Raw genomic sequence first — 20,475 nt, forward strand, 5'->3', positions numbered from 1 at the left:
CAGACAAGCAGTATTGGCAAACCTTTTGGACCGATGGTGGCCGTCTCAGCCATTCATGGCGTCCAGCAGTTTGCGTTCCTCGACGAAGGCGTCCCCCAGGGCATCCAGCAAGGCCTCGGTGTTGGCGCTGTCCAGGTGCAGGCCATCGATACGCAGGTAGCGCTCATGCAAGCCGTGGGCGCTGAACAGGGTGCCGGGCTCCACCACCTGGCCGCGCGCCAGCAGCCGTTCGAACACCTTGCGCATGTCCATCGGGTAGCGGCTGCGCAGCCACAGCCCGGTGCCGCCGGCCGGGTGCACGGCCAGCAGGTAACGCCCCAGGCGGCTGCGGATCTGCCGGTCGAGGCGCCATAACTGCTGCTGCAACTGCACGCGCAGGGCGGGCAACTGATCGTCCAGCAAGCCTTGTTCCAGCAGGCGCGCCACCGCCTTCTGGCGCAGCGGCGGCAGGCGCATGGCACGGCGCTGAAAGGCGCTGGTGAACGGCAAGTGCGCACCGGCGGCCAGCAGGTAGGCAAAGGGCGCCTCGGCCCCCAGCCACGGTTCCAACGAGCCGATCACCAGCACCCGCTGCGCCGGGACGCTTTCGCGCAGGCAGCGACCCGGCTCGAAACGCAGCTCGCCCTGGGCATCGTTTTCCAGCAGCCACACGTCGTGACGGGTGAGCAAGGCCGTCAGGGTATCCAGGTCGGCGTCCGGCATGCGTGCGCCCTGCACGCTGCTGAACCCGGCGTCCAGCACCATCAAGCGTACCGACAGCGTTTCCAGATAATGACGCACACTGCCAAGGTCCAGGCGCCCATCGTCGCCCAAGGGCAATTCGATGAGCCTGACCTTGGCCAGGCGCAAGGCCTGCAACACCACCGGGCAGCACGGCGAAGCGACCAGCACCGGCTCACCGCTCAGCGCCAGCGCTTCGAATGTTATGTCGAGCAGGCCGCGCAGGTCCCCCGCCAGGTAGACATGGTCGGCGTGCCAGCAATGGCGGGCGCTATGGGTGTAGCGCGCGGCCAGCGCCGTGCGTAACTGCGGGTCGCCGCAAGGGTGCCAGGCCGGGCTGGGCAAGGTGCCGTACTGGCGCTGCACCTGGCGTTCGAGCCGCAACAAGGGCACGTCCAAGGCCAGCAACGGCGCCTGGCCACCCACCTGGCGCCGATGTTCGGCCTGAATCCGTTGCAGCAGGTCGCTGCCATCCTTCGCCGCCGTCAGCCGGGCCGGGGGCCGTGCGTAATAACCGGACTTGGCCAAGGCATACACGCGGCCTTCACGCTCCAGCAAGGTGTAGCCGTATTGGATAGTCGACACCGACACACCCAGGCGCCGGGCCAGTGCCCGCAGTGACGGTAATTTGAACGGGACGTCCGGCTCCCCAGCATCGATCAGCGCGCCAAGGTACCGATACACCGCCTGGTAGGCAAAACCTGGTTGAGATTTGATCGACATCAGCGGCCACACACCCGTTCTGTTGTGGTTTGCCCGGTGACCGGGTCCAGCAGTTGCACGCGGGCACCGTCCGGATCGCCGGCGCGCAGCCGGGCGATCAGCGTCTGGGGGCCGGGGCCGCTGGCGCCACGCTGGCTGTACAGGCGACGCAGGGCCTGGATGGGCAAACCACTGACCGTCACCAGCCAGCGCGTCATCGGCTCGTCGTTGCGGCTGCCCTGCAAAACCTGATGCAGCGGCGCCAGGGCCGCGACGCATTCGGGATGGCAGCGCACAAGGTATCCGGCCAGGCCCTTGCCACCGTCGACGAAGGGGCTGAACAGCAGGCAGGTCAGTTGCTCCTCGCTGACCTGGTAATTGGCCTGGCCGTGCTCGTTGGCCAGCACTCGCCGCTCCTGCAACTTGTGCGGGTCGTCGTACGCCGACAGCATCAGGTCTACCAGGTGATCGGGCATGCCCTTGCGGGTCATCAGCTGCGGCGCGGCCTGGAGGTATTCCTCCACCCCCTCGGCATAGGTGCGCTGCTGCACGCGCTCGGCGCGCAGGCCGCGCAAGTGGGCCATGAGCAGCGGGTTGGCACAGGCCGTTTCACTGAAGCCCAGGGCTTGGGCGGAAAAGCGAAAGCCCAGGAATTCCACCAGCAGGCGCCAGTGCTGCTGCGGCGCCACCGCCAGCAGGTCATCCATGTGCACCCAGTGCACATGGGCCTTGCGCCGGGGACGCGGCAAGCGGCGGCTGCCTATTTTCTCGCCATACATTTGCCGGTAATAGGCTTCACCCAGCCGGCCGATCACGTCCAGGGCACTGTCGCCACTGCCCTCCTCGCCCCGGTCTCCCAACCCGGCCTGACGTGCCACCCGCAACCCCCACGCCAGGTATCGCCGCTGACGCATGGGCGATTGGGCACTGACCATCGCCTGCACGCCACCGTTGCAGGTCATGGCGCGCTGATAGAAGTCGGCGCGGCCCAGGTAACAGCCGTGACACAGGCTGGTACGGCCATCACCGCCGCTCAGATGGCCGTTCACCAGCAGGTCGGTGCGGTTGCGCAACCGTGTGGCGGCTGACAACGGCGCCAGCGGGTCATAGGGGTGCACCTGCTGGTCATCGAGTACCAACAGCTCCACCCGCGGGTCGTCATGCAACGACAACGCCGCATAACCGCGCTCGATGTTTTCCATCACCGCCCGGCCCATGCCCGAATGCCGGTAGGTGGCCACCCGCAGCTGGAAGGTGCCCGGGTGGCGCACGGCCACGCTCAACTGCGCCGCCCGTACCAGCGCCAGGCACTGGCCACTGGTGCTGCCGCCGCCGTGGGCCACCAGCACCTTGAACTGCCCCAGCCGATCGATGCCACCGGCGGCCACGCCCAGGCGCTGCACCAGCAGTTGCAGGGCCGCGCGCTGGGCGTGGGTGAAGTGTTCCAGCAACTTCTCCAGCACTTGCTGGTAGATATTGCTCATGGCTTCACGATGAATAACGCTGACGTTAGGACTTGGCACTCATTGACACCGTAATAGTGGAGTTGTGGATCTTCAGAGCTTTCTTACAACTTCCTACAGGCAGCGACGGCGACCAGGCGCACGATCGCCTATCAGTACCAAGACGGTTCTGACAGGGGCGTATGCGGCCTTGGCGCGGAAAAATGGACAGGCATGACTCGGTCCCTGAGCTATCTGATGGGCGGATGGTAGTCAGGGCTGAAGGAGAATTAACAGGGACAGAACGACTGTAAAAACCAGTGCAGTTACGAAGGAAACATCAACGAGCAGAGGGAAACACCCTGTCTAGAGGGGTGAGCGAAGTTGCAGGGGCTAACTTGTAGGAAATTTCGACATGAGTTACGGAAGTATCTGTCGAATATTTGGGAGTATATAAGTAGGAGAATTGCGGAGGCTGTAGCCGCTGGCGACAAACGGGCCTATCCGTGGTTACGCGGGTGCAAGCCTTGCGCTCAGCGCACCCGCCCCCTCCATCACACCAGGGTCAGCGCGATCCGCCCGCCGCACGGGCATTCATCCATCAACCGGTGCGCTTCCACGAACTGCTCGAAAGCAAACACACGGGTGATCTGCGGCACCAGCACCCGGTCGGCGGTGAGCTGGTTGATTTCACGCAGGGCGCGCTGCAACGCCGTGCTGTCCTGGGCGATACCCAGCTCCGGCTTGCCGGTGAAGTTGCCCAGGCAGTGCACGTAGAACTGAATGTTCTTCTGGAACGCCGCACACGCCGGGAACGGTGTCTGGTTGCCGCCCTGCAGGCCATACAGGATCAGGCTGCCGCGCGGTGCCAGCACGTCACCCAGAATCGACATCTGCGGGCCGCCCAGGCCATCGAGCACCATGTCCACGCCACGGTTGTCGGTGTACTTGTTGATCGCCATCAACAGGTCCTGCTCCTCGGTGACGATCACCTTGGTGGCGCCCAAGGACAACAGATACTCACGCTCGTCCGCCGACTTGGTGGCGGCAATCACCTTCAGGCCCAGGGCATTACCCAGTTGCACAAAAGAAGGACCGGCACAGTGGCTGGCGTCCGTGACCAGGGCGGTCTGCCCCGGCTTGGCGCGGGCAAGCTCCGTGTAGGCGAACGACGCAATCAGGAATGGCGTGTAATGCACCGCCGCCTCTACCGGCGTCAGCACGTCGGGGTAGCGCGTCAGCGCCAGCGCCGGCAACACAATCACCTCACCGTACACCGGGTACTGGTTGGGGCTTTCGGCCGGGAAGCTGGCCACCTTGTCGCCCACTGAAAAACCTTCCACGCCGTCGCCGACGGCGGTTACCACGCCGGCCATTTCATGCCCCAGGCCTGCGGGCAGGTGCGCCTGGGACGGGGCCAGGTTCTGACGCCAGAGCACGTCGTACCAGCTGATGCCGATCGCCTCGACACGCACCTGCACTTCGCCCGGGCCGGGCAAGGCGGCCGCATGCTCTTCGCATTTGAGCACTTCGGCCGGGCCAAACTTGTGAAAACGGATCGTGCGGGACATCGCAAACCTCGCCTTTTTAACCTCTAATGCCATGAACTCTATCCGGGCTTTGAGAGATAGACCACCCGTGGCCATTAATAGTCGACATGCCTGGCATTGATTCCGCGATGACTTGCGCACCAGGCAAAAATGAATTTACCGGTGCAGATTAACAGCCTTTGCCCGTAAGATTCACGCATGAACCATTTGTCACCCTGGCATTGAAGCGAATCCGATGAATCGAAACGACCTGCGCCGCGTCGACCTCAACCTGCTGATCGTGTTCGAAACGCTGATGCACGAGCGTAGCGTGACCCGCGCGGCCGAGAAGTTGTTCCTTGGCCAGCCGGCCATCAGCGCCGCCTTGTCGCGCCTGCGCGGCCTGTTCGACGACCCGCTGTTCGTGCGCACCGGGCGCAGCATGGAGCCCTCGGCGCGGGCCGTGGAGATCTTCGCCCTGCTGTCGCCGGCCCTGGACTCCATCTCCACCGCCGTCAGCCGCGCGTCAGAGTTCGACCCGGCCACCAGCACTGCGGTGTTTCGCATCGGCCTGTCCGACGACGTCGAATTCGCCCTGCTACCGCCCCTGCTCAAGCGCTTGCGCGCCGAAGCGCCGGGCATCGTCCTGGTAATACGCCGGGTCAACTACATCCTCGCCCCGCCGCTGCTGGCCTCGGGCGAAATCTCCATCGCCGTCAGCTACACCAACGACCTGCCGGCCAACGCCAAGCGCAAGGTGCTGCGCCGCAGCCGCCCCAAACTGCTGCGCGCCGACACCATGCCCGGCCCCATCAGCCTGGACGACTTCTGCGCCCGCCCCCACGCGCTGGTGTCGTTCGCCGGCGACCTCAGCGGGTTCATTGATACCGAGCTGGAAAAAGTCGAGCGCAAGCGCCATGTGGTATTGGCCGTGCCGCAGTTCAATGGGCTGAGCACGTTGCTGTCGGGCACCGATATCGTGGCGACGGTGCCGGACTACACCGCCGAGGCGCTGACGGCAGCCGGCGGTGTGCGGGCAGAGGATCTACCGCTGGAGATGCCGGGGTTTGAGCTGCACATGGCGTGGCGTGGGGCGCAGGATAACGACCCGGGGGAGCGGTGGTTGAGGTCAAGGATTCAGATGTTTTTTGGGGACCCCGATAGCTTGTAATGGAATTCCGCTAAATTCCATAAAAGCGTTGTCTAACAACCTCTTACCGCTAATTACGGTCCGCTGCCGTCTGTCTAAATCCAGTGGATTCCACGACTCACGGGGGCATAATTGGGGGCAAATTCCGGTTCCTTAAAAGGGATGCCCCCACCGATGTCCCCAGATAACGCGGTTGTTTTCAAACGAAAACTCAGCGATGCCTTAATTCGCTCACTGACCGAACCCGGAAAACACGCCGATGGCGAAGTCCCTGGCCTCTACTTGGAGGTAAGGGCGTCGAGCAAGGTCGGCAAATCCCCATCCAAGGTTTGGCGATTGAAGTATCGGCTTCATGGCAAGGAAAACCGCTTCTCCATCGGCGCTTACCCCGACATTGGTCTCAAGGAGGCGCGCGACATTGCCCGCAGCGCGCGCCGCGACGTGGCTAACCACACCGCTCCGCTCAAGGCCAAGACCGCCAAAATCGAGGCGCAGTTACTTAATGAAGAGCGCACCTTCGCGTACGTAGCCGAGCAATGGTTGGCATTCAAGTCTGCCGAATTGGTGACCAAATCCATCTCAGGCTTTACCGGAGCGCTGAACAACCACATCTTGCCTGCCATTGGCAAAAAACCGATCAGCGAGATCAAGTTGGAGCACATCACTACGATCATCACTGAGTTGCGCCGCCAGCGCACCATGGCCATGGCCCGGCGCGTGCGTACCATCATCCGGGCAGTGTTGGGCTTTGCCGAAGGTCGCGGCTGGGTAGAGCGCAACGTGGCGCTCAGTAACATCGAGGAGTTGAAGATTCGCCACATCGTGACCAGCAACCCGGCAATCGAAAGGCCATCCGACCTGGGCAGATTTCTTCTACGCCTTGATGACTGCAACGACGGCAGCGTTGCCACCGCAATGCGCCTGCTGGTTATGTTGCCGGTCCGCCCAGGCGAACTGGTGCAGATGCGCTGGGAAGATGTCGACCTGGTGGGCGCCGATTGGCGTTATGTGGTGAGCAAGACCAAGCATCTGGACAAGAGCAAACACATCGTGCCGTTGCCTGAGCAAGCCTTGGCTCTGTTACGCGAGGTACATAAAACCCGCGTTGTGGATGAAGGAGGCAAAGGCTGGGTGTTCGTCTCCCCGGTCTATCCGGGGCGTCCCATAAACCCAACCTCCATGCTCAAGTCCTTTCAGCGCATTTGGCCAGAGTACGACATCACTGCCCACGGCTTTCGCGCGACCTACAGAACCATTGCACACGAGCACTTGGGCATCGATCCAATTGTGCTCGAACTATCGTTATCCCATAGAATGCCAGGTGCGCTAGGGGCTGTTTATGCGCGCGCCCAACTGCTGGCACAACGCCGGGAAGCGGCTCAACAATGGGCTGACTACTTAGATCAGCTGCGGCAAAACGCTGCGCGAATAACCACAGATTGACGATGCGGCGAATGCAAATCAGGAGACTGGTGCGGGAAACGAGACCAACATCCAATCGCTAACCATTTGATTAACTTAGGGTTTTTCTCATTCCTGCCTCAGGAATGGACGCAGTTCTGGACTGGTTTCGAAGGGTTGTCAACACACCGCGTGAAAAACTTCCAGGCACGCTTGCAGAGTACCACTCGAAGCCAGGACAATCCCGCATAGAGGTTTTACGCATTGGTCGGGAACCCCGATTGTTTTTTTCTAGGTAGGCAACCAGCCCTCGCCCCAACCGCGGTTTCAGGCCCCCCTAGCTTTGCGGATGGAAGTTGCACGCCACACCCCAGAAACGCCGAATCGACGTTTCCAATTGCGCAGATGAAATCCGTGAGCACGTTGACACCTTGGCTGCCTTCGCGGGTCGAAGCGAGATACCTGGAATCTTCTGCGAGCATGCACATACTCCAATTCAAATGCACCACCGCCCCCGTTTGAGAGCGCGGCGATGTTCCCTCGCCAGCGCTCCCGCGTACAGCCTGGTCAGGGCTACTGTTCATCCCCGGTAGAACCACGGTAATAGCCAACCACGGCCACATAATCCCTTACCTTTTGAATCAGGGCATATTTATCCTCGACCCTGCCCGTCACCGGGTGTTCCCAGCGATAGTCGTATTTGGCGGCGTCGCTTTTGCGCATCAATGCCATGATCGGCTCGCCCACAGGTTTGCCGGCAGGGTCATGGATACTGGCGAAATCAACACCGACCAGGCGCACGTTATAACCATGCGCGGCGTAGCGCCCCGTGCGTGAATCCACCACGAAGACATACAGGTCGTCTTCGCGAAAGTCTGCTGACAAATTGTTGATCGCCTTGATGGTGCCATCAGGGTCCTGGGCGAGTGCCGCTACAGCCCGGCCGAGTAACTGCTGCGCCTGGGTGGCGCTGGCGTGAGGGACCGACTGAGTCGCGGCGATCACTCGGTCCCCCGACTCTTTGAAAGTACACGCGTTTAAGCATCCACCCGATGCTGAACGCTGTTGTTCCAGCGATATTCCACGCTTTGCACGCCCAGGTTATCGTTGGCGCTGAAGGCCTTGGCGAATGCGCTGTTCAGTTCCGCAGCCAGCACCTTGGACACTTCGGGGCCTATGAGCACGGCCGTAGGGCCGCCGCTGGCCAGCAGCGTACCGCGGTTGTCGACAACAAAGACAGAGCGATCACCATCAATGAATTCACCTTGTCGGCTAAATGCCGGCAGGGCCGCGTCACCTTGCAACTGATAGTAATCGACGGCACGTTTGACCAGTGCACTGGCCCGGACATCTTGTGCCCCATCATCGGCATGTGCCAGAGCGGCACACAGTGCGAGACCAGCAGCCACACACAAACGAAGATTCATAGCGAATCCATCGTCTCTGGGAAAATCGCCACGGCGCGAACGAAGCCGGCTGATGCGTGTTTGATCTTGTAGGGAAAGCACGACACTTCAAAACCATGGGCAGGCAATTGCTCAAGGTTGGCGAGTTTTTCCATCTGCCCGTAACCAATGTCCCGGCCCGCCTTGTGCCCTTCCCAGATGATTGCCGCGTCGCCACTCTGGGCGAATCGCTCGCGGGTGTATTTGAAGGGGGCATCCCAGCTCCACGCGTCGGTCCCCACCACCCTGACGCCACAATCCAGCAGATAAAGCGTGGCCTCGCGGCCCATGCCCAACCCGGCATCGAGGTAACCTGGCTGCCCGAACAATGCCCCTGCGCGGGTGTTGACCAGCACAATATCCAAGGGCTGTAGCCTATGGCCGATGCGGGCCAGCTCCTGTTCCACCTCATGGGCGGTGAGCACATGCCCGTCGGGCAAATGCCTGAAATCGAGCTTCACCCCGGGTTGCAGGCACCACTCCAACGGCAGCTCGTCAACTCCCCAGGCCGGCTGCCCGCCGTCAGTGGTCGATGCGTAGTGCCAGGGGGCGTCCATATGGGTCCCGCTGTGCGTCGTTATCTGCTGGCGCTCCGCCGCCCACGACTCGTTGCCAGGCATCTGGTCCATGCGCAGGCCGGGGCACATCGCGGCCATCTCGGGCCAACCCTGCTGGTGGTCCATGTACTCGATCTTGGGGAGCAATGGCGGTGGATCGGTATAGGGGTTGTTTCCGAGCGTGACCGACAATCCACGAGACGACGTTTCGAGCTGTTCATAGGGTTTTCCTCCCGGCAGGCAATTTATGGGCGTTGCGGACCAGCGTATTGGCGTTGCCGTCGTGACAAAAACCAGCGGCGCGAGCCCGTGAAGCCTTGAGCAATGGCATCGCGCCGAACAGGGACTGAAGAGGCGCGTCAGGCTCGAAGCTGATCGCGGCTCGCCCGGCGACGCCAAAACGATTGGCCAAGGCGTCAAGGACCTGCACCATCGACAAGCGCTGCACGGGCAGTTGCCACACGCGGTCGGTGCTGGCCTGCGGGGAGCTCTGCGGCATGGATAAGGTTGTTGACGCAACACAGTGCTGACATCCACCAGGCGGTTGCCTCAGGGGCAACTGGGCAGACATAGGATTGCCCCGCCGCATAGGCATGCAACAGATCGCTCATGAAGGCACTGCGCAGCCCATTGGCCTGAGGCGGGCGCGCCACGATACCCGGCAGCCTGAGCGCCCGGCCATCAACCTCGCCACGCCGGGCCAGGTCGCACAACGCCGTCTCGACCATCAGCTTGTGCGCGCCATAAGACAGCTGAGGGCACGTGGGGGCAGATTCATCCATGCGTGCGGGCAACGCCGCGCCATAGACCGCGACGCTGCTGGCATACACCAATACCGCCGGCCGGGATTGCTGGCGCAGTTGGTCGAACAGCTCCAGGCTGGCCAGCAGGTTGACCTGGTAGCCCAGGCCGTAATCCTGCTCCGCTGCGCCGCCTGGCACGCTGACCAGATGGAAGACCACATCGATACCATCGGCCAGCACTCGCCGAATGAGCGCGGCATCGGTGATGCTGCCCTTGTGCAGGCGTAATCGCGGGTCCTGGGCGAAGCCGTCCAGTTTAGCGTCGAGCAACAACAAGTGGCTGATACGTCGGCTGGCAATGGCGCCCTTCTCAAGCAGGCGCAGGACCAATTGCCGCCCCACGAAACCATTCGCGCCAGTGATCAATACACTCATGAAAACCCCTTAGCCATTGGCCTGAACCACACGCTGATCAATGGCTCCAAAGACCGACTGGCCAGCCGCATCGAACACCTCCATGCGCACGCGATCACCGAATTGCATGAAAGCGGTCTGGGCGGCGCCCTGCTCGATCATCTCGATCGCACGGCGCTCGGCGATGCAGGCCGAACCCGCGCTGCGCTGACGATTGGACACCGTGCCCGAGCCGACGAGGGTCCCTGCCCCCAGCCTGCGGGTGAAGGCTGCGTGAGCGATCAACTGGCCGAAACTGAAATTCATTTCGCCTCCATGGGGGTGGCCGAACCACTGCTCGTTCCAGTGAATGTTGAGGGGTAACTGCACCCGCCCGTCTTGCCAGGCCTCAGCCAACTCGTCGGGGGTGACTGCCACCGGGGCAAAGGCCGATGATGGCTTGGCCTGGAGGAAGCCAAAACCGGTTTTCATCTCCCGCGGGGCCAGGGCGCGCAGGCTGACGTCGTTTATCTGCAGCACCAGCTTGATATGGCCCAGCGCTTGCTCTGCCGAGCAGCCCAGCGGCACGTCATCCACCAGCACACCGAATTCGCCCTCGAAGTCGATGCCCTGAGCGACGCTAGGCAGGGCAATGTCCTGACGGGCACCGCGGAAATCGTCGGCGGCGCCCTGGTACATCAGGGGCGTCTGCTCGACGCCATCGATGGGCTCGAGGTTGAAAGCCTTCTGCATCAAGGTGCCGTGGTTGAGAAACGCCGAGCCGTCGCACCATTGCTAGGCCCGCGGCAACGGCGCCATGGCCAGCGCGGGATCGAAGTCGAACGCGCCGGCTGCGGTACCGGCCTCGAGCGCCTGGAACAGCAACTGCAGCTGAGGCTCGCTGGTCGGCCAGGTTTCGATGGCCTCGCGCAGGGTTGCGATCGGTGCCAGCGCGGCGCGTTGCAAGTCGCGCGAGACCACCACCAGCTGGCCGTCGCGAGTGCCGTTATTCAATGTTGCCAATTTCATGCTTGCAGCTCCTTGGCAAGGCGGCCGTCGAGAAGGATGAAGACCATGCGCGCCATCGATTCGGTGCGGTTGCTCCAGGCATGGTTGGTACCGCGCCGGACCACCACGTCGCCGCGGGTCAGGTGCACTTCTTCGTCGCCCAGTACCAGCCACACTTCGCCCTCGGTGACGATGCCGTAGTCGAGGGTCTCGGTGCGGTGCATCAGCTTGTGGCGCGAGCCGGGCTCCCCCGTGCTGGCGTGGGCCTGGCCGATTTCGGCGAACGCGGCCGCCGCGTCCTCGGCGCTGACGTTGTTCTGTACGCTGTCCGGGGGGATGTCGACCACGCGAATCAGGCTGCCCAGCCTCTCGCAACTGGAGGGTGAAATCGACCGCCTGGGGCACGTCGCGCCCTGGTGCTGTCGACCCCTGACCACCGCGACCATGCCGAGCGCATCGCCGAAATACTGGGCTCAAGAGCCGCCGGTGTGTTCGACAAGGCGGTGATGCATGTGCCGATCGAAACCGCCCGGCAGGCCCGTACTGTCGCCCATGAACTGGACGCGGACTGCGCCATCGCAATCGGGGGTGGTTCGACCATCGGCCTGGGCAAGGCCATCGCCCTGGAGTCCGGCTTGCCGATCCTGGCGATCCCGACCACCTATGCAGGGTCGGAAATGACGCGGTGTACGGGCTCACCGAGAACGGCCTGAAAAAGACCGGCAAGGACCTGCGCGTGCTGCCCAAAACCGTGATCTACGAACCGGCACTTTCCGCGACGTTGCCAGTAGGGTTGTCCGTCACCAGCGGCATGAATGCCATTGCCCATGCGGCCGAGGGCCTCTACGCCCAGGATGGCAACCCGGTGATGGCCCTGATGGCCGAGGACGGCATTCGCGCCATGGCCGCGGGCCTCGCCCGGGTGATCAAGGCCCCCCAGGACCTCGACGCACGCGCCGACTGCCGCACGGCGCGTGGCTATGCGGCACGGTACTGGGCCACCTGGGCATGGCCCTGCACCACAAGCTGTGCCACACCCTGGGCGGCAGCTTCAACCTGCCTCACTCCCCGACCCACACCATCGTGCTGCCCCACGCCATCGCCTACAACGCCGGCGCGGCCCCTGAAGCGGCCAGCGGCATTGTCCGCGCCCTGAATGCGGGTAAAACCTCGGCCGGCGCCGCGCTCTATGACCTGGCCCAATCCCTTGGGGCGCCGATGACCCTCAAATCATTGGGCATGACCGAAACCGACCTGGACACCGCCACCGACATCGCCCTCTCCAACCCGTACTGGAACCCGCAGCCTATGGAACGCGCGGGCATCCGCGAGCTTCTGCAAGATGCCTACGAAGGCAAAAGTCCAGCCTGATGCGCCACCGGGCATACACCTGAACAAGAACAACAGGAAGGGCAGACTTATGAAAAACTTTGATGAACACACCATCACTCAAGCCGTGCTCGCCCGCAACGCCGAAACCGACGATGCGCGCCTGCACGAAATAATGGCCGGCCTGATACAGCACTTGCACGACTTCGCTCGGGAGACGCAGCTGACCGAAGAGGAATGGGACAAGGGCATCCAGTTTTTAACAGCGGTCGGGCAAATCTGCTCGCCGCTGCGCCAGGAGTTCATCCTGCATTCGGACACCTTGGGGCTGTCGACCCTGGTCACCGCGCAGAACAACCGCAAGCCTGAGGGCTGTACCGAAGCGACGGTCTTCGGCCCCTTCCATGTCCCAAATGCCCCGCATTTCGACCTCGGCGCAGACATCAGCGAAGGCTTGCCTGGAACGCCCTGGTTCGTGCGCACCCACGTGCGGGACATTCACGGCAAGCCGGTTGCCCGGCCGACCGTGGAGGTCTGGCAGGCCGATGATGCAGGCTTCTACGATGTCCAGAAGCCCGAGCTCGGGGAAGCGACCTTTCAAGGCCGCGCCGTGCTGCAAGCCGATGCATAAGGCGCATGCCACTTTCGCACCATCGTGCCTGACTGCTATCCGATCCCCCATGACGGCCCCGTCGGTAAAATGCTGGAGGCGCTGAACCGTCATCCATGGCGACCGGCGCACCTGCATTTCATGATCACCGCACCGAATCATGAGCGCCTGGTGACCCATGTGTTTCGTGAAGGCGGTGACTATCTGGATTCGGACGCGGTCTTCGGCGTGCGCTCTTCGTTGATTGCCAACTGGCAGGATCATCCGCCGGGTGAAGACCCGTATGGCCAGCACATCGATCGGGGGTACTGCACGCTGGATTTCGAGTTTGTGCTTAGTCCTTCAGGGTTCGGCGCCGGCGTGCGGGCTTGACTGCCACAGCCCTAGGCAATACGCCCTCAGAAACGCCCCAGTCGGCTTATCGGGGCCTGCACGCAGCCGTGGGCTCGCGTACGTCCTAAAAGGTGGGAGCAATGACATTGTAATCATAATACAAAGACCTCATCCTACCTCACATCGGCGCCAGGCAACTTCCGGGCTGCCACATCCACTGCGATGCGTTGATTTCAAATGCTCCAACGGCAACACCCCTGCAGGCTTGATGGTCTTGATCGCGAAGTTGCTGCGGATGTCCCGCCACCCCGGTAGCCGGAGCAGCGACTCGGTCAAGAAGCGCTCGTAATCACGCAGGTCGGGCACCACCACGTGCAACAGGAAATCCGATTCCCCGGAGACCAGAAACGCCGAAATCACCTCACGGAGCGCATTCAGCAGCGCCTTCAAGCGCGTCACGGGTAGGTATCCGCTGTTTTTTCGACGCACCCTGCGCTGACAACACAGCCAGTGCAGATACGCGGCGACTACCGGCCCTTCCACACCGGCGCGCGCTTCTCGACGAAGGCCTGCGGTCCCTCGTGGGCATCCTCCGAGTCCAGCATCTGGCGCATCGCCGGGTACTGCCATTGCTCCTCCATTGCCGCCGCCATGGGGCGGTCCAGGCCGCGCAGCAAGGCCTCCTTGGTCGCCCTGATGGCCAGTGGGCTGCAGCCGAGAATCTGCGCGGCCCACTCGCGGGCGCAGTGCATCACATCACCACCGGTCACTTCATTGACGAAGCCCGCCGCCAGCCCTTCGGCCGCGCTCAGGCGGCGCCCGGTCAGCAGCATGCCCATGCTGCGCTTGAGGCCGATGGCCCGGGGCAGGCGCTGCAAGCCACCAGCCAATGCGGCCAGGCCCACCTTCGGCTCGGGCAAAGCAAACGTGGCATGCTCGCTGGCTACCAGGATATCGCAGGCCAGAGCGAGCTCGAAGCCGCCGCCCATGGCCATGCCGTTGACTGCGCCGATGACGGGCTTGGTCAGGTCGAACCGCGCGGTGAGGCCGGCGAAGCCCCTGGCAAGCGTCACGCGCGCCGGGGCACGGGCCTGTTGCTTGAGATCGTGGCCCACGCAGAACGCCTTGCTGCCCGCCCCGGTGACAATCGCAACCCACTGCGAGGGGTCGGCGTCAAAATCATCGAACGCCTGCTCCAGCGCCTGCTGCGCCAGGGCGTTCAAGGCGTTGTGCACCTGCGGGCGGTTCAGGGTAATGAGGGTCAGCGGGCCTTCACGCTGGATGATCACCGGCGGGTTGTCCATGGGCGGCTTCACCCTAGCGCTTGCCAATCAATTGCAGAAACTCCTGACGGGTGTTCACCGAATCGCGGAACGCTCCCAGCATCACCGAGGTGGTCATCACCGAGTTCTGCTTTTCAACCCCGCGCATCATCATGCACATGTGCTGGGCCTCGATCACCACCGCGACCCCGGCGGCGGCGGTCACTTCCTGCAGGGCCGAGGCGATCTGCCGGGTCAGGTTTTCCTGGATCTGCAGGCGCCGCGCGAACATATCGACGATCCGCGCGACCTTGGACAGCCCCAGCACCTTGCCGCTGGGAATGTAGCCGACGTGGGCCTTGCCGATGAAGGGCAACAGATGGTGCTCGCACAAGGAATAGAGCTCGATGTCCTTGACGATGACGATCTCGTCAGTGTCGGACGCGAACAGCGCACCGTTGAGAACCTCGTGCAGGTCTTTGTGGTAGCCGTTGCACAGGAAGCGCATGGCCTTGGCAGCCCGCGCCGGGGTGTCGAGCAAGCCTTCGCGGTGAGGGTTTTCGCCCAGGCCCTCCAGGATTTCCCGGTAATGTACTGCTAGCTTCTCGCTCATGAGTGCCTCTTGTATTGAAGTGCCAACGCGGGGTTTGGCCCTGCGCAACGGGTCAGTCGAGCCAGGATATTAGCTGACCATATGTCAGTTATCCAGCCTGTACACGTCTGCTCATGTGCTCGATTACGCCGCTCCCTCCTTGAGAGACACGGCTTCGTCCGCCAGTTGCTCGACACTGAACCCGTTGCCACCGTTGGCAATCAGCCGCCTGGCGTGCTGAAACTCCGCCGGCCGGTTGACCGCATCCACGGCAATCACTTGCCCTGCGCGCAGGTAGAACATCGAAAAACTATCGGCCGCCAGCGTGCCGCGCAGCACCACGTGGTCATGACCTTCGCACAAGCCTGCCATCTGCAGCTTGAGATGGTATTGATCGGACCAGAACCACGGCACGATGCAATGGGCGACTGGCTTGCCGCACAACCAGCTGGCCACCGCGCGTGCCTGTTCGACCGCGTTCTGCACCGACTCCAGGCGCAGGCGCCTGCCGGCAAACGCGTTGAAATGGTTGGCGCAATCACCGATGGCGAAAATCGACGGCGCGCTGGTGCGGCCGAACTCGTCGATCAGAATGCCGTTGCCCACCTCGATGCCGGCATCGCGCGCCAACGCCACATCGGGCTCCAGACCAACGCCCACCAGCACCACGTCCGCCAGCCAGCTGGCGCCCTGCTTGGCGCACACCCGCAAGGCGGCATCTGGCTCTTCAACGATGGCGCTCAGGCTGATGCCGGTGCTGATGGCCACGCCGGCGCGGGCATGCACCTGCTGGTAGTAGGCCGAGAGCTGCGGCGTGACGACACGCGCCAGCACCCGGTCAGCGCTCTCCAGCACTTGCACGTCGAGCCCTGCCTGGGCGGCGATGGCAGCCACTTCGAGGCCCACATAGCCGGCGCCGATGATCACCAGGCGCTGGCCGGGCCTGAAGTGTTCACGCAGCCTTTGCACGTCGGCCATGCTGCGCAACGTCATCACCCGTGGATGCTCGGCGCCCGGCAGCGCGAGCCGGCGGGCGCGACCGCCGGTGGCCAGCACCAGCGCGCCATACGTCAGCGTATCGCCCGTGTCGAGCCGGACCCTGGCGTGTTCGCGCTCGATACGCTGCACCCGGGTGCCCAGGCGCAGGTCGATGCCAGCCTTGGCATAAGCTGCCTGACCGCGAATCAGCACCGCGTCGGTTTGCAGCGCGCCGGCCAGCAAGCCTTTGGACAGCGGCGGGCGGTGGTACGGCAGGCACGGCTCATCGCCGATCAACGTGATGGTCTCGCCATACCCTTGCTGGCGCAGGCTCACCGCCAGCTCCGCCGCCGCCTGGCCGGCACCGACGATCACCACACCACCCGGCGCTAGCATTGGCTGGCCGGCAGTTGGAACTGCAAGCCCTCCATGGCATCGGTGACGATCACCTGGCACGTCAGGCGGCTGGTGTCACGCTGCTCCAGCACGCCGTCAAGCATCATCGCCTCATCCTCGCTCGGCGCCGGCAGCGCGTCCCGCCAGGCCGGCTCCACGTAGGCGTGGCACGTGGCGCAGCTGCAGGCGCCGCCACAGTCGGCGAGCAGCCCCGGGACCATATTCTCCACCACCGCGTGCATCACCGACTCGCCGGCTTTGGCCTGCAGTTCGTGGCGAGTCCCGTTGTGTTCGATCATTATTATTGTTGGCATGGTGCGTTCATCCACTAGGTCTGGGCGGGCGGTTTCAGCGGTACTGATCAAGGATCAGCACCGGCAGCACGAAGTCGGCGATATGCCGTCGCAGGCGTACCTCGTCCCAGGGCCGAGCCGCCACCAGCGCCAGCAGCTCGCGCATGAACCACTCCAGCAACGGGTCGAGCTCAAGCCCGGGACGGGCCTGGGGTGACTGCAGGATCAGCGCCAATACCGCGCGCGAGCGCTGGCGGTAGCCGGTCTGGAACAGGGTATTGCCCAACGAGCCGGCGCCCTGCATCGCGTCATGCAACCAGCGCCGTTCGGCCATGGCGAGGATGCCCAGGGCCAGGGCGTCTTCGATACGGGTGGCGAGGTCGCCCGCGCCCTTGAGGATCTGCTCGGCCTGCTCGGCGAAGGGCTCGGCGTCGGCGGCGACCATGGCGTCGAAGATGGCTTCTTTGTTGGCGAACTTGCGGTAAAGCGTGGCCCGCGACACGCCTGCTTCGGTGGCGATGTCGTCCACGGTAGTAGCCTCCAGGCCCAGGCGCTCGACGCAGGAGCCCGCGCTGTCGACCACCCGTTGCTGTACCCCGGCACCGCGCTTGGGTGTTGTCTCATTCATCTGAATCTCCACGGTGTGAATGCCTCATGGCACGGCCCGATGCATCGGGCAGCCGGGCGGCGGTACAACGGTTTCGGTGGCGTACAGCCGTGCGCGTGGGCCATTGCCCGAGGCTGGCGCGGCGCTGAAATGCACCGGCATGTGCTTGATGCCGTTGGCGAAGTTGGAGCGCAAGCGCACCACGGGCCCGGCCAGGCGGATATCGGGCAGACGCGTGACGATGGCCTCGAACATCGCCAGCAGTTCACTGCGTGCCAGCATCGAACCCAGGCATTGATGAATGCCGCCCTTGGCCCCGAAGGCGAGGTGATCCCGGGCGTTGCGGCGTTCGATATCGAAGCGATCGGGCGCCTCGAACACCGCCTCGTCGCGGCTGCCGGAACAGTACCAGAGCACGACTTGATCGCCCGCCTTGATCAACTGCCCGTGCAGTTCGACATCGCTCAGTGCCTTGCGGCCGAAGCACAGCACGGGGGTGGCCCAGCGCAGCATCTCCTCGATGGCATTGGGCAGCAGCGACAAGTCGGCGCGCAGCTTGCGCATCTGCTCGGGGTGCTGGATCAGGGCCAGGGTGCCCTGCAGGATCAGCGTACGGGTGGTCTCGTTACCGGCGGTTGCCAGCAGCAGAAAGAAGCAACCCAGGTCGACGTCGCTGAGCATCTCGCCGTCTTCGCGGGCGGCGGCGATGGCGCTGAAGATATCGTCTTGAGGATTGGCTCGGCGCTGGCGACCCAGCTCGCTGGCGTAGGCGAACATCTGCTCGGCGGCGGTGCGCGGGTCCAGCAGCGCGGCTACTTGCGGGTCGCTGCTGCCCAGGGTGGCGTTGGCCCAGGTGAACAACTGGGCGCGAACCTCTTCGGGCACGTCGAGGATGTGCGCGACCACTTCGATCGGCACGTAGGCGGCGACGTCGACCCAATCGCATGCGCCCTTCTCTATCACCTCGTCGATGATCGCCGCGGTCAGCACCTTGATCCGCTCGTTCAATTGCGCCACGGCCTTGGGCGTGAACGCGCTCATGATGATGCGGCGCAAAAAGGCATGCCGAGGCGGATCGGTCAGCACCAGGTTGTGATCGATGTCGCGCTGCAGGGTGAATTCCGGAATGGGCAGCGGCAACAGATTGGTGCGCGAGCTGAACACCTCGGGGGTTTTCTCGATGGCGACGATGTCAGCATGCCGCGTCACTGCCCAAAAGCCGTCGGTGCCCGCACGGGGCACCCAAGTGACCGGCGCGTGCTGGCGCAGAAAGGCGAAATAGTCATAAGGCACGCCGCCGACGAAAACGTCGGGGTCGGCCAGGTTTACAGCTCCGATCTTCATTGTTGTTGTCCTGCATCAGAGTGATGGGGCACGCAATGAGGAGCCTGTCGCCGCACATGCGCAATGAGACAGAAACCACATTGTGTCTCATCGAGTCTAACCAGAGTTTTGTGAGACGCAAATAGAAATTTGTGTCTCTTCAGTTTTACTGGGGTGGGCCGGTCAGGCCGCTTGACAGCGCCGGACCACGAGGGGTAAGTTTATAACTGACTATATGACAGTTTTTTCGCATTTCGCTCGCTGTCGCCGTCAATGCGACTGCTTCGCCCAACAAAAACAATGAGGGTAGTCCGAATGGAAATGAATGATCTGATCCTGGTCAGTGTCGACGATCACGTGATCGAACCGCCGACCCTGTTCGACCGTCACCTGCCGGCCAAATACCGTGACCAGGCCCCCAGGATGCACACCACCAAGAACGGCACCGAAGGCCAGGACTCGTGGATCTACGACGGCAAGGTCCTGCCCAACATCGCCTTGAATGCCGTGGTGGGTCGCCCGCCGGAGGAATACGGTGTCGAGCCCGCAGCCTACAGCCAGATCCGCAAGGGCGCATGGGACATCGCCTCGCGCATCGAGGACATGAACGTCAATGGCGTGCTGGGCTCCATCTGCTTCCCGACCTTCCCGCAGTTCGCCGGCGTGCTGTTCATCGGCTCCAAGGACCCGGCTGCGGCAAAGGCGATCGTCAGCGCCTACAACGACTGGCACATCCATGAATGGGCCGGCTACGCGCCCGGGCGCATGATCCCCCTGGCGATCATGCCACTGTGGGACATCGACGCCTGCGTGGCCGAAGCCAAGCGGGTCGCCGCCTTGGGCGTGCGCACCATCACCTTCCCTGACGTGCCGGCCGCCAAAGGCCTGCCGAGCATCCATAGCGGCTACTGGGACCCCCTGTGGGCGGTGTGCGAGGACCATCGGATCGTCGTCAGCATCCATATCGGCTCCGGGATGAGCGCCCCCCATGTGTCGTCCGAGTCGCCCATCGATTCGTGGATCGTGACCATGCCGATGTCGATCGCCAACGCCACATCCGACTGGCTGTTTTCGCCCATCTTCAAGAAATTCCCCAATTTGAAGGTGGCATTGTCCGAGGGCGGCATCGGCTGGATTCCGTACTTCCTCGAGCGCGCCGACTTCACCTACAAGCACCACAGCGCCTGGACCAACGCCAACTTCGGCGAGCTGCTGCCCTCGGAGCTGTTCTTCAAGAACTTCATCACCTGTTTCATCGATGACGCCTTTGGCCTGGCCAACACGCGCTTTCTCAACGACAACATGATCACCTGGGAATGCGACTACCCGCACTCCGACACCGTGTGGCCGAACTGCCCTGAGGCCTTGTGGAAGACCATCCAGCACCTGCCGGAAAACGACATCCACAAAATCACCCACCTCAATGCCATGCGTGAGTTCTCCTACGACCCGTTCGCCATTCTGGGCCGCGAAAACTGCACCGTCGGTGCCCTGCGCGCTCAGGCGTTGCATGTCGATACCGCGCCGCGTGCGGGCCTGGGTGGCGCCAACCCGGCGCGCGCCGATGGCAAGCCGGTCACCTCCGGCGACGTCATGAAGATGTTTGCCTGATCAGTGGTCTCGGGCCTGCCGTCACGGGCAGGCCCGGTCAGCGAAGGAAGC

13 protein-coding genes and 7 pseudogenes are annotated in these 20,475 nt (G+C 63.2%); 5 read left to right on the forward strand and 15 right to left on the reverse strand.

Going from position 1 to position 20,475, the window contains the following annotated elements; all coding sequences use genetic code 11:
• Positions 1-45: 45 nt before the first annotated feature.
• The 3 genes from PMM47T1_RS15185 to PMM47T1_RS15195 all read right to left on the reverse strand — a co-directional run bounded on the left by PMM47T1_RS15185 (position 46) and on the right by PMM47T1_RS15195 (position 4,435).
• Entirely contained in the window at positions 46-1,443 is a 1,398-nt protein-coding gene (locus tag PMM47T1_RS15185; RefSeq protein ID WP_043301123.1) for an aminotransferase class I/II-fold pyridoxal phosphate-dependent enzyme, read from the reverse strand.
• Positions 1,443-2,906, reverse strand: coding sequence for a hypothetical protein (locus PMM47T1_RS30120; protein ID WP_008370355.1), 1,464 nt, complete (start codon positions 2,904-2,906; stop codon positions 1,443-1,445). The genes PMM47T1_RS15185 and PMM47T1_RS30120 overlap by 1 nt, the downstream gene beginning before the upstream one ends.
• A 512-nt stretch (positions 2,907-3,418) precedes the next feature.
• Positions 3,419-4,435 carry a zinc-dependent alcohol dehydrogenase family protein gene (locus PMM47T1_RS15195; protein ID WP_008370357.1) on the reverse strand — a complete coding sequence of 339 codons (1,017 nt, stop codon included), beginning with the start codon at positions 4,433-4,435 and terminating at the stop codon, positions 3,419-3,421.
• Positions 4,436-4,649: 214 nt separating this feature from the next.
• Between PMM47T1_RS15195 and PMM47T1_RS15200 the strand changes: the two genes are divergently transcribed.
• Together PMM47T1_RS15200 and PMM47T1_RS15205 are read left to right on the forward strand one after the other, a co-directional pair.
• Complete coding sequence (locus PMM47T1_RS15200; protein WP_008370359.1) at positions 4,650-5,564, forward strand: LysR family transcriptional regulator; 915 nt, start codon at positions 4,650-4,652, stop codon at positions 5,562-5,564.
• 153 nt (positions 5,565-5,717) lie between these two features.
• Positions 5,718-6,986, forward strand: a complete 1,269-nt coding sequence (locus PMM47T1_RS15205; protein ID WP_043301092.1) for a tyrosine-type recombinase/integrase — start codon at positions 5,718-5,720, stop codon at positions 6,984-6,986.
• Between the two features lie 531 nt (positions 6,987-7,517).
• Here the strand turns inward: PMM47T1_RS15205 and PMM47T1_RS30890 are convergent.
• The 5 pseudogenes from PMM47T1_RS30890 to PMM47T1_RS15230 form a co-directional block, all read right to left on the reverse strand.
• Positions 7,518-8,371: pseudogene (locus PMM47T1_RS30890) on the reverse strand (cache domain-containing protein).
• Positions 8,368-9,167, reverse strand: a pseudogene (locus PMM47T1_RS15215) (cyclase family protein). Before PMM47T1_RS15215 ends, PMM47T1_RS30890 begins: the two co-directional pseudogenes overlap by 4 nt.
• Positions 9,164-10,124: pseudogene (locus PMM47T1_RS15220) on the reverse strand (NAD-dependent epimerase/dehydratase family protein). Before PMM47T1_RS15220 ends, PMM47T1_RS15215 begins: the two co-directional pseudogenes overlap by 4 nt.
• A 9-nt stretch (positions 10,125-10,133) precedes the next feature.
• Positions 10,134-11,111 (reverse strand): annotated as a pseudogene (locus tag PMM47T1_RS15225) (fumarylacetoacetate hydrolase family protein).
• Positions 11,108-11,455 (reverse strand): annotated as a pseudogene (locus PMM47T1_RS15230) (cupin domain-containing protein); the annotation flags it as partial. The pseudogenes PMM47T1_RS15230 and PMM47T1_RS15225, both read right to left, overlap by 4 nt.
• Here PMM47T1_RS15230 and PMM47T1_RS15235 point away from each other — a divergent pair.
• Together PMM47T1_RS15235 and PMM47T1_RS15240 are read left to right on the forward strand one after the other, a co-directional pair.
• Positions 11,427-12,461: pseudogene (locus PMM47T1_RS15235) on the forward strand (maleylacetate reductase). The pseudogenes PMM47T1_RS15230 and PMM47T1_RS15235 overlap by 29 nt on opposite strands.
• 49 nt (positions 12,462-12,510) lie before the next feature.
• Positions 12,511-13,401, forward strand: a pseudogene (locus PMM47T1_RS15240) (dioxygenase family protein).
• A 129-nt stretch (positions 13,402-13,530) separates the two neighbouring features.
• On the opposite strand, the gene PMM47T1_RS30595 reads toward PMM47T1_RS15240, so the two are convergent.
• From PMM47T1_RS30595 to PMM47T1_RS15275, 7 genes are all read right to left on the reverse strand, one after another.
• Entirely contained in the window at positions 13,531-13,992 is a 462-nt protein-coding gene (locus PMM47T1_RS30595; protein WP_081492662.1) for an Lrp/AsnC ligand binding domain-containing protein, read from the reverse strand.
• Positions 13,890-14,666, reverse strand: coding sequence for an enoyl-CoA hydratase-related protein (locus tag PMM47T1_RS15250; protein WP_008370376.1), 777 nt, complete (start codon positions 14,664-14,666; stop codon positions 13,890-13,892). The genes PMM47T1_RS30595 and PMM47T1_RS15250 overlap by 103 nt, the downstream gene beginning before the upstream one ends.
• 13 nt (positions 14,667-14,679) lie before the next feature.
• A complete protein-coding gene (gene folE / locus PMM47T1_RS15255; RefSeq protein ID WP_008370377.1) occupies positions 14,680-15,237 on the reverse strand; it encodes a GTP cyclohydrolase I FolE in 558 nt (185 codons plus the stop codon).
• A gap of 123 nt (positions 15,238-15,360) precedes the next feature.
• Entirely contained in the window at positions 15,361-16,590 is a 1,230-nt protein-coding gene (locus PMM47T1_RS15260) for an NAD(P)/FAD-dependent oxidoreductase (RefSeq protein WP_008370378.1), read from the reverse strand.
• A complete protein-coding gene (locus PMM47T1_RS15265) occupies positions 16,584-16,904 on the reverse strand; it encodes a 2Fe-2S iron-sulfur cluster-binding protein (protein ID WP_043301095.1) in 321 nt (106 codons plus the stop codon). Before PMM47T1_RS15265 ends, PMM47T1_RS15260 begins: the two co-directional genes overlap by 7 nt.
• 34 nt (positions 16,905-16,938) lie before the next feature.
• Positions 16,939-17,511, reverse strand: coding sequence for a TetR/AcrR family transcriptional regulator (locus PMM47T1_RS15270; protein ID WP_008370380.1), 573 nt, complete (start codon positions 17,509-17,511; stop codon positions 16,939-16,941).
• Between the two features lie 24 nt (positions 17,512-17,535).
• Complete coding sequence (locus tag PMM47T1_RS15275) at positions 17,536-18,834, reverse strand: cytochrome P450 (RefSeq protein ID WP_008370381.1); 1,299 nt, start codon at positions 18,832-18,834, stop codon at positions 17,536-17,538.
• 294 nt (positions 18,835-19,128) lie between these two features.
• Here PMM47T1_RS15275 and PMM47T1_RS15280 point away from each other — a divergent pair, with 294 nt between their 5' ends.
• Complete coding sequence (locus PMM47T1_RS15280; RefSeq protein ID WP_008370382.1) at positions 19,129-20,424, forward strand: amidohydrolase family protein; 1,296 nt, start codon at positions 19,129-19,131, stop codon at positions 20,422-20,424.
• The last annotated feature ends 51 nt before the right edge of the window (positions 20,425-20,475 follow it).

The sequence above is a fragment of the Pseudomonas sp. M47T1 genome (assembly GCF_000263855.1).
GTDB lineage: Bacteria > Pseudomonadota > Gammaproteobacteria > Pseudomonadales > Pseudomonadaceae > Aquipseudomonas.